At 71.0% G+C, this 16,715-nt stretch carries 13 protein-coding genes; 6 read left to right on the forward strand and 7 right to left on the reverse strand.

Going from position 1 to position 16,715, the window contains the following annotated elements:
- Positions 1-1,035 carry an anion permease gene (locus Q9Q40_11765; protein MDQ7007898.1) on the forward strand — a complete coding sequence of 345 codons (1,035 nt, stop codon included), beginning with the start codon at positions 1-3 and terminating at the stop codon, positions 1,033-1,035.
- A 53-nt stretch (positions 1,036-1,088) separates the two neighbouring features.
- Here the strand turns inward: Q9Q40_11765 and Q9Q40_11770 are convergent, their stop codons facing one another.
- Positions 1,089-4,844 (reverse strand): hydantoinase B/oxoprolinase family protein, encoded by a 3,756-nt coding sequence (locus Q9Q40_11770; GenBank protein MDQ7007899.1) that lies wholly within the window; start codon positions 4,842-4,844, stop codon positions 1,089-1,091.
- Between the two features lie 248 nt (positions 4,845-5,092).
- On the opposite strand from Q9Q40_11770, the gene Q9Q40_11775 reads away from it, so the two are divergent.
- The 5 genes from Q9Q40_11775 to Q9Q40_11795 all read left to right on the forward strand — a co-directional run bounded on the left by Q9Q40_11775 (position 5,093) and on the right by Q9Q40_11795 (position 12,023).
- A complete protein-coding gene (locus Q9Q40_11775) occupies positions 5,093-7,687 on the forward strand; it encodes a trypsin-like peptidase domain-containing protein (protein ID MDQ7007900.1) in 2,595 nt (864 codons plus the stop codon).
- Between the two features lie 110 nt (positions 7,688-7,797).
- The gene (locus tag Q9Q40_11780) at positions 7,798-8,862 is read left to right on the forward strand and encodes a glycosyltransferase family 9 protein (GenBank protein ID MDQ7007901.1); all 1,065 of its coding nucleotides are present in this window, start codon (positions 7,798-7,800) and stop codon (positions 8,860-8,862) included.
- On the forward strand, positions 8,855-9,970 hold the full coding sequence (locus tag Q9Q40_11785) for a glycosyltransferase (protein MDQ7007902.1): 1,116 nt from the start codon (positions 8,855-8,857) through the stop codon (positions 9,968-9,970). The genes Q9Q40_11780 and Q9Q40_11785 overlap by 8 nt, the downstream gene beginning before the upstream one ends.
- Positions 9,970-11,178 (forward strand): glycosyltransferase family 87 protein, encoded by a 1,209-nt coding sequence (locus tag Q9Q40_11790; GenBank protein MDQ7007903.1) that lies wholly within the window; start codon positions 9,970-9,972, stop codon positions 11,176-11,178. Before Q9Q40_11785 ends, Q9Q40_11790 begins: the two co-directional genes overlap by 1 nt.
- Positions 11,178-12,023 (forward strand): hypothetical protein, encoded by an 846-nt coding sequence (locus Q9Q40_11795; protein MDQ7007904.1) that lies wholly within the window; start codon positions 11,178-11,180, stop codon positions 12,021-12,023. The genes Q9Q40_11790 and Q9Q40_11795 overlap by 1 nt, the downstream gene beginning before the upstream one ends.
- 24 nt (positions 12,024-12,047) lie before the next feature.
- Here Q9Q40_11795 and Q9Q40_11800 read toward each other — a convergent pair whose 3' ends face one another.
- The 6 genes from Q9Q40_11800 to Q9Q40_11825 all read right to left on the reverse strand — a co-directional run bounded on the left by Q9Q40_11800 (position 12,048) and on the right by Q9Q40_11825 (position 16,704).
- Positions 12,048-12,632, reverse strand: a complete 585-nt coding sequence (locus Q9Q40_11800) for a PepSY-associated TM helix domain-containing protein (protein MDQ7007905.1) — start codon at positions 12,630-12,632, stop codon at positions 12,048-12,050.
- A 19-nt stretch (positions 12,633-12,651) separates the two neighbouring features.
- Positions 12,652-13,155: a DUF4920 domain-containing protein gene (locus Q9Q40_11805; protein MDQ7007906.1), complete on the reverse strand. Its 504-nt coding sequence runs from the start codon at positions 13,153-13,155 to the stop codon at positions 12,652-12,654.
- A gap of 72 nt (positions 13,156-13,227) precedes the next feature.
- Positions 13,228-13,914 (reverse strand): spondin domain-containing protein, encoded by a 687-nt coding sequence (locus tag Q9Q40_11810; GenBank protein ID MDQ7007907.1) that lies wholly within the window; start codon positions 13,912-13,914, stop codon positions 13,228-13,230.
- A gap of 137 nt (positions 13,915-14,051) precedes the next feature.
- On the reverse strand, positions 14,052-15,518 hold the full coding sequence (locus Q9Q40_11815; protein MDQ7007908.1) for an ATP-binding protein: 1,467 nt from the start codon (positions 15,516-15,518) through the stop codon (positions 14,052-14,054).
- Positions 15,518-16,237 carry a response regulator transcription factor gene (locus Q9Q40_11820; GenBank protein ID MDQ7007909.1) on the reverse strand — a complete coding sequence of 240 codons (720 nt, stop codon included), beginning with the start codon at positions 16,235-16,237 and terminating at the stop codon, positions 15,518-15,520. Before Q9Q40_11820 ends, Q9Q40_11815 begins: the two co-directional genes overlap by 1 nt.
- Positions 16,238-16,308: 71 nt before the next feature.
- A complete protein-coding gene (locus Q9Q40_11825) occupies positions 16,309-16,704 on the reverse strand; it encodes a GIY-YIG nuclease family protein (GenBank protein ID MDQ7007910.1) in 396 nt (131 codons plus the stop codon).
- Between the last annotated feature and the right edge of the window lie 11 nt (positions 16,705-16,715).

The raw sequence follows: 16,715 nt of genomic DNA on the forward strand, positions 1-16,715 counted from the left end.
GTGTCCGTCCTCTTTTTTCTTTCGAGCGGTCTCTTCCTCGGCTGGTCGCTGGGGGCCAACGACGCGGCCAATGTCTTCGGTACGGCGGTGGGGGCGCGAATGATCCGCTTCCGTACCGCGGCGCTGATCTGCGGTGTTTTCGTCGTGATCGGGGCCACGGTGGGAGGCGCGGGGGCCACGGGCACCCTGGGCGCCCTGGGTGCGGTGGACGCCCTGTCCGGGGCCTTCCTGGTAGCGCTGGCCGCGGCGGTCACCGTGTTCTGGATGTCCCGGCTCTCCCTGCCCGTTTCCACCTCCCAGGCCATCGTCGGGGCGATCGTCGGCTGGAACCTCTTCGCCGGCGAGCCGACGGATACGGCCGTGCTGGTGAAGATCGTTCTGACCTGGTTTGCCTGTCCGTTGCTGGCGGCGGCCGTCGCGGTGGTGCTCTACCTGGCGCTGCGCTCGCTCTTCGGGGTGCTCGGGCTGCATCTGTTCCGGATCGACCTGCTGACTCGTGTCGGCCTGGTGATCGTCGGCGCTTTCGGGGCCTACAGCCTGGGGGCCAACAACATCGCCAACGTGATGGGTGTCTTCGTCGAATCCGTCGACCTGCCCGTCTTGCGGGTGGTCGGCCTGGAAATCGGCGGCGCGCGGCAGCTCTTCTTCCTCGGATCGCTGGCCATCGCCGTGGGGGTCGCCACCTACTCGCGCCGGGTGATGGAGACCGTCGGCAGCGGCCTGCTGGCCCTCAACCCCCAGGCGGCGCTGGTGGCGGTGCTGGCCAACGCCCTGGTGCTCTTCGTGTTTTCTTCCCAGGGCCTGGAGAGCTGGCTGGTCGGTCACGGTCTGCCCGCCTTGCCCCTGGTGCCCGTGTCGAGCACCCAGGCGGTGGTGGGGGCGGTGCTCGGCATCGGGCTGCTGCGCGGCGGTCACGGCATTCGCTACCGCCTGCTCGGAGGTATCGGCGCGGGCTGGGTCCTGACTCCCGTGGCGGCGGGAGGGCTCGCTTTCGGCATGCTCTTCGTGTTCCAGAACCTCCTGGCTGTCGGCTGACCGGCGGCTCGACCGGCGGGGAGGATCCACACGGATCCGCGACGCCGGGGCTTTCACGCCGGTCGTTTTCCGCAGCCGCCCCCGCCGGGGGTTTCGAGGATCAACAGGTCGCCGGGCTCGACCGTGCGGGCCGCAGCCGGGGGCAAGGTTTCCAAGCGGCCGTCCGCCCGCAGCAGGCGCAGGCGGCCCGGCTGGCCGTCGCCGCCGCCGTCCAGGCCAGGGGGGGCGCCGAGGCGGTGTTCGCCGAGGACCGAGAGCTCCTGGCGGGCCAGGAAGCGCAGTTCCCGCACCATGCCGTCCCCTCCCCGCCACCGGCCGCCGCCTCCCGATCCGCGACGCAGGGCCATCCGCTCGACGCGCACCGGAAAACGCTGCTCGAGGATTTCCAGGTCGGTCAGCCGGGTGTTGGTCATGTGGGTGTGTACCGCGTGGGCGCCGTCGAAGCCGGGGCCGGCGCCCGCGCCGCCGCCGAGAGTCTCGTAGTAGCTGCGCCGGTCGTCGCCGAACAGCAGGTTGTTCATCGTGCCCTGGCTGGAGGCGGCCAGGCCCAGGGCCCGCAGCAGGCCGCAGGCCAGGCGCTGGCTGATTTCCACGTTGCCTCCCACCACGGCGGGGCAGGATCGGGGGTCGTCGGGGAAGGGCGGGTCGAGACGGCCGGTTTCGAGGACGATCTCCGCCACCCCGAGCAGACCTTCGTTGAGAGGCAGGTCCTCGGCGAGCAGCACGCGCAGCGTGTAGAGCACCACGCTGTTGACGATGGCTGGAGTGGCATTGAGGTTGCCCCGGTCGACGCCTCCGGCGCCGCGGAAGTCCACCCGCAGGCGGTGGCCGTCCCACGCGATGGCGATCGGCAGCCGTGAGCCGTCGTCGAGGATCTCCACGGTGCGGGCCGAGAACGGGCCGCGCTGGGCCAGCTTCTGTCGGACCCGCCGTTCGACCCGCTCGCGGAGTTCCCGGCACAGGTCTTCGAAGCCCCGGGGGCCCCGCTGGGCGAGGACCGCCTCGATGGCGCGGACCCCGGCCAGGTTGGCGGCCAGGGCCGCCCGCAGGTCGGCCAGGTTGTCCTCGACGGCCCGGCTGGGCCAGGGGCCGGCGGCCAGGATCCGGCGTACCGTCTCCCAGGCGGTCCGCCCGCCACGCATCAGCAACACGGGCGGCAGGACGACGCCCTCCTCGGCCAGGTGGCGGGAGTCGGGGGGCATGGAGCCCGGCCGCCGGCCGCCGATCTCGGCGTGGTGGGCCCGGCTGGCGACCAGGGCCGCCAGTTTCCGGCCGCGGGCGAACACCGGCGAGATCAAGGTCAGGTCGGGAAGGTGGGAGCCACCGAAGGCCGGGTGATTGGTCAACACCGTGTCGCCCGGCTGGAGAGCGACGGCCGCCATCACCGCTCGGGCGCAAAGGCCCAGGCTGCCCAGGTGCACCGGGATATGGGGTGCGTTGACCAGCAGCCGGCCCTCGGCATCGAGGACCGCGCAGGAGTAGTCGAGGCGCTGTCGGATGTTGGGCGACACCGCCGTGCGGCGCAGGGATTCGCCCATCTCCTCGGCCACGCGCCCGATGGCGCGGGCGAAGAGTTCGATCTCCACGGCCCGGGGCCGGGCGCCGCTCGGGCCGGCGGCCCCGGCCGTCCATGTCCCCAGCAGGTGGCCGGCGGGGGAGACCGCCAGGCTCCAGCCTCCCGGCAGGACGGTGGTGCTGTGGGCCTCGACGATCAGCGCCGGGCCGTCGATGGACCGGCCGACGGCCAGGGAGCGCCGGTCGAAGAGTGGAACCTCGCGCCAGGCGCCGTCCAGGCGGCAGCGCTGATGGGCCGGGGGTGCCGGGCTCGCCTCCGCCGTCGCCGGGTCGGCGGCGAAGGCGTCGGTGGAGGCGGTCTGCTCGGCCATCACCACCCGCAAGAAGACCCATTCCGCCTCCCGCTCACCGGGGAGGTGGCCGAAGACGGCGCGGTAGCGCTGGTGGAAGATCGTGCGGGGGTCGCCGCCCGGCGGTACATCCACCGTCAGCGTGGCTTCCTGTCCCGCGAAGCGCACCCCCGCCTGGCGACGCCGGCAGACGATGCGGGCCGGGTCGGCCCCTTGGGCTTCGAGCCGACCGGCGGCCCGGCGGGCAGCCTGCTCGAAGACCCGTTCCACCCGTTCCAGGTCGCTGTCGAGGTTCTCGAGGACCTGCTGTTCGATCACCTCTTCCCGCATGGCGTCCGCCAGGCCGAGGGCCGAGAGCAGTCCGGCGTCCCGGGGTATCAGCACCCGGCGGATGCCCAGCTTGCGGGCCACTCCGAAGCCGTGCTGGGGGCCCGCGCCGCCGAAGACCACCAGGCCGTGATCGGCCGGGTCGTAGCCCTCGCGAACCGAGACGCGCCGGATGGCGTCGGCCATCTTCTCGTCGGCCAGATCGATCAATCCCTCGAGCACGGCGTCCCGGTCTTCCCGGCGGGAAGTGGCCTGCTCGAGCCGCTCCAGCAGGGCGTCGGCCCGCCGCCGGGCGTCCTCCAGGTTCACGGGAATACCGAAGCGTTCCGGGGCGAGCCGTCCGAGGAGCAGGTTGACGTCGGTGAGGGTCAGCGGGCCGCCCGCCCCGTAGCAGGCCGGACCGGGATCGGCGCCGGCGCTTTCCGGCCCGACGGTCAGGCGCAGTCCGTCGAAGCGGCAGATCGATCCGCCGCCGGCGGCGACCGTTTCGATGGCCAGCGCCGGCGCCCGCAGGCCCACGCCCCCCACGTGGTGCTCGGCGACGTATGCAAAACCCCGGTCGTGCCGGGCCACGTCGGTGCTGGTGCCACCCATGTCGAAGCTCAGCCAGGGGCCGTCACCGGTCTCGCGCCCCGCCGCGGCGGCGCCCGCCACGCCTCCTGCCGGACCCGAGAGCAGACCCTGGCAGGGACGAAACGCGGTGGCGGGCGTAAGGCTGCCGGCGCTGGTGAGCATCAGGGTCGTTCCCGTGCCCACGGCCTGCCGCAGGCGTTCGACGTAACCCTCGAACACCGGCGCGAGATAAGCGTTGACCAGGGCCGTATCCGTCCGGGCGAGCAGGCCGATGAAGGGCGCCAGCTCCGAGCCGAGGGAAACGTGGCGCACGCCGGCCCGGCGGAGGATAGCGCCGACCCGCCGTTCGTGTTCGGGAAAACGGTCGGAGTGGGGCAGGGCGACGGCGACGGGTGCTCCCTCGTCGGCCAGGCGGCGGGCCAGCGCGGTGATCTCGTCTTCGTCGAGGTCTTCGAGCGGCTGGCCCCGGGCGGAAAGCCGGCCACGGATCTCCACCACTTCCCGGTACAGGGTGGGACGCGGCCGGATCGCAAGGGCGAAGAGGTCGTCCCGGGCCTGGGTGCCGATGCGGGGCAGGTCGCCCAGCCCCCGGGCGGTGATCAGCACCGGTGGTGCGCCGTTGCGGGTGAGCAGGGCATTGGTGGCCAGGGTCGTGGCCAGCCGCAAGTCCATCGGCGGCAAGGGGGCGTCGGCGGGTGTTGCCGTGAGCAGGTGGGCGGCGAGCAGGGGGGCCGGGCCGTCGTAGGCCAGTTCCACCACGGTGCCCGGGGGCAGGAGGCCGACGGGCGCCGGGTCCAGTTCCAGGCTGGAGTCGGCACCGCGGTACCCGGTGACCCGTGCGGTGTAGCCGTGGTCGGTGCGCAAGCGCAGGCCTCGCAGCAGGTCGTCGTGCCGGGGCCACGAGCCGGAGAGGGCGATCGAGGCGCCGCCGTCGTGGCGCTCGACCCGTCCCCGCAGCAAGGCCGAGGTCAGTACCTTGGTTCGCCGGACCTCGCCTCCGGGGCCGAGGGCCAGGGCATCGGTGAAGGTGCCGCCGGTGTCCACCAGGACCCGCCATGGCCTGGAAGAGCCGGGGCTGGAAGGCGTTGGATCTACGATGGCTGGTCTCCTCGCGGGCGCTTGCCGATGGGCCCCACCCAGTGTTTCGCGAGACTCCCGGCCCTGTCCACCCGGCCGGACGGCGGCATGCCGCGGCCCGGCCCCGCCCGGTCTGGCATTTTCCTGGCGGGAGTCAGGGGTTGGATGTACACCCTGGGGGAGGTCCTGTAAGTGCAGGACCCTGGAGGATGGTCATGCCCTGGTTCCGGTCCATAGGTCTCGCTCTGCTCGTCACCGCCGCGACGACGGGGGCCGTCGCCCTGGCGGCTCAGCCCGTTCTTCCGCCTTCCCGCGTTTTCGATATGGCGCCCCTCGAGCGGGTCGAGTTGCACCTGATGCCGCCGGTGGACGTGGCGGCGCTGTTGGCCGAGGACGCCCTGCGGGGCAAGGACGAGCCCTTGCGGGTGGGCTACCCGATGAAAGCCGACCTGGCCCCCGACCGGGCGGGTACGTGGGAGACCCTTCCCGATGGTTCCCGGGTCTGGCGCCTGCGGGTGCGGAGCGCCGGCGCGAAGTGGATCGTTCTCGGGTTGGGCACCTACCGCCTGCAGCAGGGAGGCGAACTGTGGGTCTACGACGCGGCGGGTCGCCAGACGCTCGGCCCGTTCACGGCGGCCGACGTGCGCTCCCATGGCCAGCTCTGGTTTCCGCCCCTCGAGGGGGATACGGCGGTGATGGAGTTGCGCTGGCCCAAGGCTCTGGCCGACACCTCCCCGAACCTGCATCTGGGCACCGTTTCCCACGGATACAAGCCCTGGGGAGATTTCGGGCGTCCTGAAGAGCCGGGTCCGGATGCGGGCTCGTGCAACATCGACGTCAACTGTCCCCTGGGAGATGCCTGGCAGGACGAGAAACGCGGCGTCGTCAATCTGCTCGACGGCGGCAGCGGTTACTGCTCGGGCTCGCTGATTGCCAACGCCGACAACGAATGCACGCCCTACGTGCTGACCGCGGCGCACTGCCTTTCGTCCAACGGGGCGGCGGCGAGTACGACCTTTCAGTTCAACTTCGAACGCCCCGGCTGCAACTCCGGCACGGCTCCGACGGACCAGACCGTGACCGGTTCGACCCTCAAGGCCACCTACTCGGCCAGCGACTTCACCCTGCTGCTGATGGACGTCGAACCGCCGGCGGGGTACCAGGCCTACTACAACGGGTGGTCCCGCTCCACCACGGCGGCGACCCAGAGCTGGTGCATCCACCATCCGAACAACGACGAGAAGTCCATCTCCCGCAACCTGGATCCGCTGATCGACGGTTCGAACTGGGGGCCGGATCACTGGCGTGTCACGGAATGGGAAGACGGCACCACCGAGCCGGGTTCGTCGGGCTCGCCCCTCTTCGACCAGAATCACCGCATCGTCGGCCAGCTTCACGGCGGGACGGCTTCCTGCACCAGCCTGACCTACGACGAATTCGGCAAGTTCGATGTGTCCTGGACCGGGGGCGGCACGGCGGCCAGCCGTCTGCGGGACTGGCTCGACCCCTCGGGCACCGGGGTGGTGACCCAGGACGGCTACGACGCGACGGTCTGTGGTACGCCGCGGCCCAAGTTGCTCTACGCCGGTCACGTGGCCAACGACGGCCCCGGCGGCAATGGGGACGGCGTGGTGGATCCCGGGGAGACCATCGAGTTGCAGGTCGACGAGAGCAACACGGGCACCCTCGACGCGACGGGAGTCTCGGGGACGTTGACCACCACCACCACGGGAGTGAGCATCACCGATGACTCGGCCACCTGGCCCGACATTCCCCAGGGGCAGACCCGCCGCTCGGATCCGCCCCACTTCACCCTGGTGGTGCCCGGCGATCACCCCTGCGGTCAGCCCATCGCCCTGACGGTACACATGAGCGCGGTGGAAGACCCGGGGAGCTGGAGTTCCGACTTCGAGGTGCCCACCGGCACGGCCCAGACGAACGGTATCTTCCAGGACGACATGGAATCGGGGGTGGGGAGTTGGACCCAGCAGACCCTTTCGGGCAACAACCCCTGGGGCCAGAGCACCGCCGATGCCGCCAGCCCCACCACCAGCTGGTTCGTCTCCGACATCGCCTCGGTCAGCGATTCGGTGCTGCTGATGACCCCGCTCACCGCCCTGCCGGAGAAAGCGAAGATGATCTTCCAGCACCGCATCAACTCCGAGTCGGGCTACGACGGCGGTGTGCTGGAGTACAGCACCGACGGCACCACCTGGGTCGATGCGGGTCCGCTGATCGTTCGTGGCGGCTATGACAACACGATTTCCAGCGGCTCCAGCTCGCCCCTGGGCGGGCGCGAGGCCTGGTCCGGGGATTCCGGGGGCTGGAAGGAGGTCGAGGTGGACCTGGCGTCTTTCGCCGGGGGCGACGTGCGCTTCCGCTGGCGTTTTGCCACCGACTCCTCGGTCAGCGACGAGGGCTGGTACATCGATGACGTGGTGGTCGACGCCACCTCCTACACCTGCAACCCGGTGGGACCGGCCCTCCCCGGCGAGGTCTCCGACCCCTCGGGGGGCGGCGCCCTGTTCACCGTGGCCAAACATCCCGGCGGATTCGAGCTGAAATGGTCGGCGCCCCCGGACGGAGGGCCCGTGGATGTCTACAAGCTCTATCGCTCGGCCCTCGGTGGCGCCCTGGCGGCGGTCTGCGAGGCGGACCTGGGTACGGGACTGTCCATCGTGCTGCCCAGCCTGAGCGACCAGAGCGAATTCGTGGCCGTGGCCCGCAACGCCTCCGGGGAAGGTTCCTACGGCGCCGACAGCGGCGGCAATCCCCGCCCGAAGGCCAGCGCCGCCGACGCCTGTCCCTGAAAACCTGGACCGGCGGACCGCCGCCGGGACTGTGGATGGGCGATAATCGTCGCCGGCCCCGTGGCCTTCCGCACCGGGAAGCGATGGCAGGCGGGTCCCAGGAGCTTTCCTTGACCTCAACGCCCCCGGCGACGGAGATGGCGTTCGCCTCCGGCGCCACCCTCGTCGTCGCCCAACTCGCGTTCATCGGAGACATGGTCTTCACCACGCCGTTGCTCGACGCCTTGCGTCGGCGCTGGCCGGGGTGCCGGATCACGGTGGTGGGGCGCCCGCGGGCGCTGGAAGTGCTCGAAGATCACCCGGCGGTGGATCTCCGTCTCCCCTACGACAAGGATGCCGATCAGCGGGGCGGGGCCGGTTTGCTCACCGTCGGCCGCCGGATCGCCGCCCTCGAGCCCGACCTCTTCCTGGGGGTCACCCGCTCGCCGCGCACGGCCCTTCTCGCCGCGCTGTCGCGGGCGCGGGTGCGTGTGGGTTTCGCCGGTCCCGGGCGGTGGCTGGCCTACAACCGCCTGGTTCCCCGTCCGGGTCCCGCGCGTCCCCTGCCCGGGCGGCCCCTGGCCCTGCTCGAGGCCCTGGGTGCCGTCGGCGACGACCTCCCGCTGCACCTCGAGGTGGGGCCGGTCCGGCTCCAGCGCGCGGTGGAGGATCTGCGGCGGGCGGGGTGGCACGGCGGGGGGCTGGTGGCGGTGGCGCCCGGGGCCAACTACGCGACCAAACGCTGGCCCGAGGAGCACGTGGCCCGGCTGCTGGACCTGCTGGCCGGTGAGGACGGGGTGCAGGTGGCACTCTACGGCGGTCCCGCCGAGCGGGGGCTGATCACCCGCCTGGTGCAAGGGCGCGGCCGGCAAGTGCTCGATCGCTGTGGCATCGGCCTGGCCCGGCTGGCGGCGGAGTTCACCCAGGCTCGGGTGGTGCTCTGCGGCGACTCCGGCCCCCTGCACATCGCCCGGGGCCTCGGCCGTCCGGTGGTGGCCCTGTTCGGACCGACCGATCCGGCCCTGGTGGCCGACGGGCGCCCTTTTCCGGTGTTGCACCGGGGCCTGGAGTGCCAGCCCTGCTCGCCCCACGGCGACGCCCGCTGCCCCCTCGAACACCACCGCTGCATGCGGGAGATCCGCGCCGAGCAGGTGCTCGCGGCACTGGGCGCGGCGGCTGGCGGTGGCGATGAGTGACGCGCCCGCCACGTTGCACCTGGACACCGGGCGCGAACTGCGCGGCGGCCAGCGGCAGGTGGCGTTCGTCGTGGAAGGATCGATGCGTCGCGGGATCCGCACGGGACTGGTTACGCCCCCCGACGCTCCGCTGGCCCGCCGACTGGGCTCCCTCGAGGGGCTGGCACGGAGCGAGCTTCCCTTCCGGGGAGAATGGTCCCTGGCGGCCCTCCTCGGGCTGCGGCGACTGCTCCGGGAGGGCGGCTGGCAGGTGGTGGCCTGTCACACCCCCCACGCCATCTCCTACGCGGCCTTCGCCTGCGGTCGTCGCGCGGCGCTGGTGGCCCACCGCCGGGTGGACTTCCCCCTGGGCCGGAATCCGCTGGCGCGTCGCAAGCGGGGTTGGCCGCACCTGTGGGTCGCGGTGGCGGGGAGTGTGGCCCGGCAGCTCGAGCGGGACGGCGTGCCGCCGGAGAAGATCCAGGTCGTGCCCTCGGCCATCGACCCTGCGAGGCTCGAGCCCCGGCGCAGCCGCCAGGCCGTGCGGCGGGAACTGGGTGTGGCCGATGGTGTGACCTTGATCGTCAGCGTGGGAGCTCTCGCCGCGCACAAGGGGCATGCGAGCCTGATCGAGGCGGCCGCCCGTTTGCAGGGACCGTTCTGCCTGGTGATCGCCGGGGAAGGCGAACTCCGGCGAGAACTCGAGGACCGGGTCCGCGGGAAAGGACTGTCCGGGCAGGTGCGTTTCGTCGGCCAGCGCAGCGACGTGGCGGACCTGCTGGCGGCCTGCGATCTCTACGTCTTCCCTTCCCTCTCCGGCGAGGGGTCGCCCGCCGGTCTCAAGGAGCCCCTCGCCATGGGGGTGCCGACCCTCGCCAGCGACCTGCCGGCCCATCGGGAAGTGGGCATCGACGCCGACTGGACCTTCCCGCCGGGAGACGTCGATGCCCTGGCGGGCCTGCTGCGCAGGGCCCTCGAGGGACGGGGGCCTGTCGTCACGGCCGGCCTGGCGGCCGGCGTGCGGGAGCGCTTCTCGCCGGAGAGGCTGGTGGACGACACCCTCGCGGCCTACCGCACGGCCCTGGAGCTCAGGGGGGCGGGGCGCGCCGGCCGGAAGGCGGGCGGGTGATGACGGCGAGGTGGCGGCGGGTCGTCGGCACGCCGCTGCGGGAGACGCTGGCCCACCTGCTGCTCGCGGGAAGCGTGGTGGGCGGCTACGTCGTTTTCTTCGGGAGCTGGCGGCGCTTTGTGCATTTCTTCGATCATGGTGACCAGCTTTTCTACGATTTCGTCTATCACTACATGCCCATGGCGGAGAAGATCGCCACGGCTCACGGCCCGGTGGCGGGCTATTTCTACCCGCCGCTGCTGGCCCTGCTGCTCGAGCCCCTGACGCGGGTCGAGCCGGGGACCGCCATGGGCCTCTGGGCCCTCGTCCAGGTGCTCTCGGCCGCGCTGCCCGTCCTCGTCTTTCGGCTGAGTACGGGGCGCCGCTCTCTGGCGCTGATGCTGACGTTGCTGCAACTGACGAGTTTTCCCCTGCTGCACAACTTCAAGTGGGGCCAGGTGAGCACGCCCCTGGCGGCGCTGGTCTTTCTCGCGGCGGGGCTCGGCTTCCGCGGCGTGCGGGGCGGGATGGGTGCGGTTCTGATCGCCCTGGCGACGGCGCTGAAGTACTACACGGGTCTGCTGGCGCTGCCCTTCGTGCTCGGGCGGCGCTGGTCGCATGTGATGGTCATGGCCGCTGCCACCGCGGCCTTCCTCTTTCTCCTCCCCGCCTGGGTGATGGGGCCGGGAGCCCTGCTCTCTTTCTACGGGCAGCTCACGGAAGCCGCCGTGGAGGCCCAGTCATGGGTCTCCGGCGATCCCAACTCGCAGGCCCTGTCTCACGTGGTGTTGCGCCGGCTGTACGGGCGGGGCGATGCCGCGCCCCGGCTGGGGATCGCCCTGACCGTGGCGGGGGGCCTTGTCGTCGCCGCCTCGCTGGCCTTGATCCATCGTCGCCGGGTGATGGAAAAGGACCCCGTGCTGGCCACCGCTCTGCTGCTGGCGATGGTTCCTTTCGTGGTCAGCACCTCCTGGCCGCACTACTTCGCCTTCCTGCCCCTGGCCCAGGTCTGGGTCTTCCACCGGTTGTCGGGGGCGGCCGGGGGGCTGCGCTGGATCGCGCGGGTGGCTTGCGCCGCCTCGGTGGTCGTCGGCAGCGTCCTACCCGCGATTCTGCTGGGGGGCTGGAAGCTCTACGGGCTGTGGGGTCTGCCCCTGCTGGCCGATCTGCTCCTGCTCGTGGGCCTCGTCATCGTCGTCGGATCTACGGCGGGGGAGAGGAGGGCCTGATGGGAAGGCGTACCGTGCTTCTGCTGCTGGCGGGCGTCGTGGGATCGGCGCTCGCCGGCGGGGAGGCGGTCGGGCGGTCGGAACGGATCGACGGGGAGGCGCGTCGCCTGATCGCCGCGCTCACCCGGCTCTGGCCGGATGTGAGCTGCCGGCTCGACGAGCCGGGGCCGGCGCCCTTGCCGCCGGGGAGTCTGCTCGCCCGCGCCGTGCGGGGAGGCAGCGCCGACCGTCTCGAGGTGGCGATCGCCGCCCGGGTGGCGGCGGCCTGGAGGCGCTGCCTGGGCGACGCCCTGCCGGCGCCGCCGACTTTCGAGGATGCCGAGCCGCCGGCTCCCGAAGCCTGGGTGAAGAAAGCGCTGCCCGGACTCGTGGCCCGGGAAGCGGGGTTCCTGGCCCGGGCCCTCGAGGCTTCCGGGGCTTCCGACAGCCGGCGCCTGGCGGCCCGGGCGGCGGCGGCTCGTTTTCGCCGGGTGGCCATGCTCTCTCCCGCCGCCATCGCGCGACGGCGCCTTGCCGAGCGGCAGCAGGGTCTGGCCCTCTACACCGCCTATCACGCCCTGCTTCGGGCCCGTCACGAGAGCCCCGCCGCCGGCGGCGGGGATTTCGCCTACACCCTCGCGCCCGCCCTGCGGTCGGTCCTGCTCGAAGCTCTCGAGCAGGCGGCGGGTGGCGAGAGCGCCGCCTTCACCCCCGAGGTGGCGGGATTCGCCCAGGCCCTGGTCCTCGACCGTGTGCGCCACGGCTGGAGGGAGGAACTCCACGATGCCTGGCGCAGCCTCGATCAGCTCCTCGTGCAGCCCGTCCGTCCCTTCGGCGACCGGGGCGCCGCCCCGGCCGCTCGCTGAAGGATCCGCAGGGAGCGCGGTGTCTTACAGGTAACGCTGGAACAGCAGGAAGACGATCGGCACCACGAACCCGGCCAGGACGAACCACTTGCCGCGGCCGGCCAGGCCCTTGCGGCCCCGCAGGACGAACATCCCGGTGATCGCCAGCAGCAGCAGGACGGCGGCGTAAGCATCGGCGAACCAGGTCCACAGGCCCTTGCCGTGGTTGAGGTGGAGGAAGTTCATGTCCCGCAGCAGCCAGCGCTCGCGGGGACGTTCGATGACCGCGCGGCCTTCCTCGGCATGGGCTTCCACGCTCCATCCGTCGTAGAACAGCATCACGGTTTCCGGGGCGGGGCGGAAGGATCGCACCGGGGGGCCGGGCAGGCCCAGGGCCTCGACCAGGGCGGCGACCATGGTCTCCCGGTCGGCGACGGGAACCGGATCGAAGGGCCTGGTGATCCGCTCGAAGGTGTAGTTGGGGTTCCACTGGTGGACGTGATTGACGGCGATACCGGAGACGGCATAGATGATCGTCAGGGCCACGCAGAAATAACCCAGATCCCGGTGCAGGATATTGTTCCAGCGCCGCCAAGAGAAGCCTTGGCGGCGCCGGTCTTCGTTTTTCATCGGGTTCGCCGGCGGGAGCCTAGTTGCGGATCACCGCGCCGGTACCCTTGATCTGGTAGAAGACCAACGGTTCGGTGACGCTGGCGGGGTCGAACTCTTCCCCGTGCTCCTCGGCGTGGTGCTTCTTGTAGCGGATGGTCTGCTCGAGACTCATCTCGATCTTGGTGAACACGCCTTCGGCGACGGCGTAGCGACCCTTGGCCTCGACGGGAAAGACGATCACTCCGTCATCGACCTTGATCCGGAGATCCTGGAACTCCTTGTCGGAGCCGATGGTGATCCAGCAGCCGCGTTTTTCGCAGACACCGGTGATCGTGCCTTCCACCCGCACCGTCTTGCCGAGCCACTTTTCCGGGTTGGCCAGGAGCTGGGAGATGGGCACGGTTTCGGCGCTGGAGACACCCTGGCCGTAGACCTTGCCCGTGATTCCGGCCGGCGCATCGCCTGCGAAGGCCGGGGTGAGGGCGACGAGGACGAGCCCGGCGGCAAGCGCTGCGGCCAGGCGGAGAGCGACTTTTCTCATGGCGATTCCTGTGCTGTCTCCAAGGCGGGGGGAAAGGCATTCTAGCCTTCCTCCCCGCCTCGGGCGACCGCGTCAGGGCAGACGGCGAATACGGATCAGCGCCACGGGGTTGTTCCAGTCCAGGGCGGCCGGATCCAGGTCAGCGCCGCCGTGAAGCCCCGGGTGGACGGCGATGAAACCCTCGGCGCCTTCCTCGTGGCGCACGCCGGGGCTGCCGCAGGGCGGACCGGGGATCTCCTCGCAGGACTCCGTGTTGGCTTCCGTGCCCGCGTCGTAGGCGATGGCGGTGTGGCGGGCCAGGGCCGTCGACAGGCCCAGCCCGCGAATCCCCGGGGGTGGGGCCGGCAGGGCGGCGGCGCCGAGGAAGGCGTCGTTGCTGCTGGCCAGCATGCCCACCACGCTGATTTGCGGCCAGGGAGACGAGGTTTCCACTTCCACCGCCAGGGTCTGGCCGGGGAGAATCACGCCGTCGCCTACCGCCACGGCCATCACGCCGGGCTCGGAGCCGATCTCCGCGGTCAGGGCGGCGGTCATGCCGTCCTCCGCCAGCGGGCGCAGCCCCTCCCGGGCCGGCATGCCGGGGGTGAAGAGCTGGAATCCTGCGTCGTGGGCGACCACCACCGGTGGCGTGATCACCTGGCCGCGGGTGAGGTTGGTGATGGAGACCTCGTAACGGGCCGTGCCCTGGGCCAGGGCCGGGGCGGCCGCGAGCAGCACGAACAGGGTGTGGGACAGGACGCGTGAAAGATGACGGCGCATGAGACTCTCCTGGTTTCGCGGCCCCGCGAAAGGCGGGGTCGAACACGGGATAGAGCTTGCCTGTCGCGTTTCACAGTGCGTTCCCCGGGAGTTCACGATTCGGTCCCGTGGATTGGCGGCCGCTTCGGCTTCCAGGATCAGGATGTGGCCGCCTCCAGGGAGAAGAAGAACGTGCTTCCCCGGCCCGGAGTGCTCCGGGCGGAGACGTCGCGGCCGTGCAGCTCGAGGATGCGGCGGGTGATGGCCAGACCGAGCCCGGCCCCGCCCCCCTCGCCCTCCCGGGCCGGGGCGGCACGGAAGAAGGCGTCGAAGACCCGCGGGAGCTGCTCGGGGTCGATACCGCGGCCCGTGTCCTCGACGGCGATCCTCACCGCGTCTTCTCCTTCGAGCCGGGCTCGCACGGTGACGTTGCCTCCGGCGGGGGTGTGGCGCAGAGCGTTGTCCAGCAGGTTCTCGAGAGCCCTTTCGATCAGGCCGATCTCCCCGTTGACGAAGGGCAGGTGCTGGGGAATCTGCGCCTCGATGCGTACCCCCGCTTCCCTGGCCCGCAGCTCCAGCTTCTGGATCAGGTCCATCACCAGCTCCGCCAGGCAGAAGGGCTCGGCCCGGGGGCTTTCGAACTGGGCGTCGAGCTTGGCCAGCTCGAAGAGATCATCCACCAGCCGGGAGAGACGATCGGCGTGACGCAGGGCGGTTTCCACGTGGGAGCGCTGCTGCCGGGCCGAGAGACTGCCCTCCTTCATCACCAGGGTCTCCAGGTAACCCTTGAGGGAGGCCAGGGGCGTTCGCAGGTCGTGGGAGACCCCCGCCACCATCTCGCGCCTCAAATTGTCGTTCTTTTCGAGCCGGGCCAGAAGTTCGCCGATGCGCTCGGCCATGCGGGAGGCGCTGGCTCCCAGGCGCGCGATCTCGTCGCGGCCACCTGTCTCCGCCTCGAGTGTGCCTCGGCAGTCCCGGGCGGTGAAGGCCTCCACCGCGTCGCTGAGTCGGCGCAGTCGCCGGGTCAGCACACCGAAGAGCAGCAGTCCGGCCACCAGAGCCACGGCCAGTACCACGGCCAGCCCGGCCAGGCCGAGGCGCAGGATGTAGCTGTCCTGCAGCATCGCCGCCACGGAGGCGTATGCGTCGCCCCCGAGGATCACGTAGAGGTAGCCCCAGTAGTCGTTACCGACCATCATCGGGGCCACCGAGAAGACCTTCTCGCGACCGGCGTGGCGCGGGTCGTCACCGCGCACGATGCGCCCGGCGGGTTCGTTCAAGAAACGCCGGATCGGTTCCAGCCGTACCCGGGTCAGGGGCAGGGGGCCGGGCGCGTTGTAGCGCACGATGCGCCCCTCGAGATCGAGCAGGTAGACCTCGATCGCCGGGTTGATCACCATCAGGTCGTGGAAGATGTCCTCGAGGGCGGCCTCGTCGATCTTGCCGTCGACGGCAAGCAGGCCCTCGCCTACGAGCTGGGCCGCCAGATGGCGGTGCAGGCCCTGCTGAAGTTCTTCGATGTGCAGCCGGGTGGTGACCAGGGTGATCGCCAGGTAGGCGCTTCCGAAGAGGATCAGGATCACCGTCAGACCCAGGGCCAGGGAGGCATAGAGGGAACGGGGCATCACGACGGGCTCTCCTTGAACTCACCGAACTTGTAGCCCACCCCCCAGACGGTGAGGATGAAGCGGGGGTTGCGTGGATCCCGCTCGATCTTGCCCCGCAGGCGATTGATGTGGGAGTTGACGGTGTGCTCGTATCCTTCGTGGCCGTAACCCCAGACCTGGTCCAGGAGCTGGGCCCGGGTGAAGACCTGTCCCGGGTGGCGGGCGAAGGCCCACAGCAGGTCGAATTCGCGGGCAGTCAGCTCGATCCTCTCCTCTCCTCGCCGGACCTGTCGTCGGCCGGGATCGATGGTCAGCTCCCCCGCGCGGATCGGGGCCGGAGCCTCGTCGGAGCGTGCCGGGGCTGTGAGGGCATCGGCGCGGCGGAAAAGGGCCTTGATGCGGGCCCTGAATTCCAGGACGCTGAAGGGCTTGGTCAGGTAGTCGTCGGCCCCCAGCTCGAGGCCCAGCACCCGGTCGGCTTCCGAGGAGCGGGCCGTGAGCATCAGCACGCCGATCCAGGTGTCCCGCTCACGGATTCGCCGGCAGATCTCCAGGCCGTCGAGGTCGGGAAGCATCAGGTCGAGCACCACCAGGTCGGGAGGCGCCGCTTCGAGCTGCTCCAGCCCGTCCCGGCCCGTCGCTGCGGCCACCACCTCGCAGCCCAGGTCTTCCAGGTGCAGGGTGATCAGCCGGCGCAGGTCCGGGTCGTCTTCGATCGCAAGGGCGCGCTTGGCCATGCGGGGTTTCCTCGTCAGCGGTGGCTGATGCCATCCTACGCGGCAGAACTCACGAGACTATCACGGCCGGTTCACGGGGTTTTCCAGCCCCTTCCCGGCGGATCCCCCAGTGCCTCCGGCAGCAGCTTGAGATGGGCCCCGCAACCGGCGCGGCAATCGGAGGCGCCGAATCCGGGGATCGGAGTGTCTCCCGGGGTGGCGGCCTGGAGGCGGCACTCGGCCACCGGAGAGCGGCGCCAGGCGACGATCCGCGCGGCGGGATGGGCCAGCAGGTAGTCGATGTGCCAGCGCAGGCGCTTGCCCGCGGGCCCGGCAAGGTGACGAGCCAGGCGGGCATCCATGTGCCGACGGGCGCTGCCGGTGTAGACCCATCGCCCGGCCGGGAAGCAGAAACGCCCCAGGGCTCCCACCTGCAGCCGGACGGGCCGCCCCAGGAGGATCAGGAGCTGGTAGCTGATGGCCGGCATGGGACGATTAT

This window comes from Acidobacteriota bacterium, from assembly GCA_030949985.1.
Classification (GTDB): Bacteria; Acidobacteriota; Polarisedimenticolia; order J045; family J045; genus JALTMS01.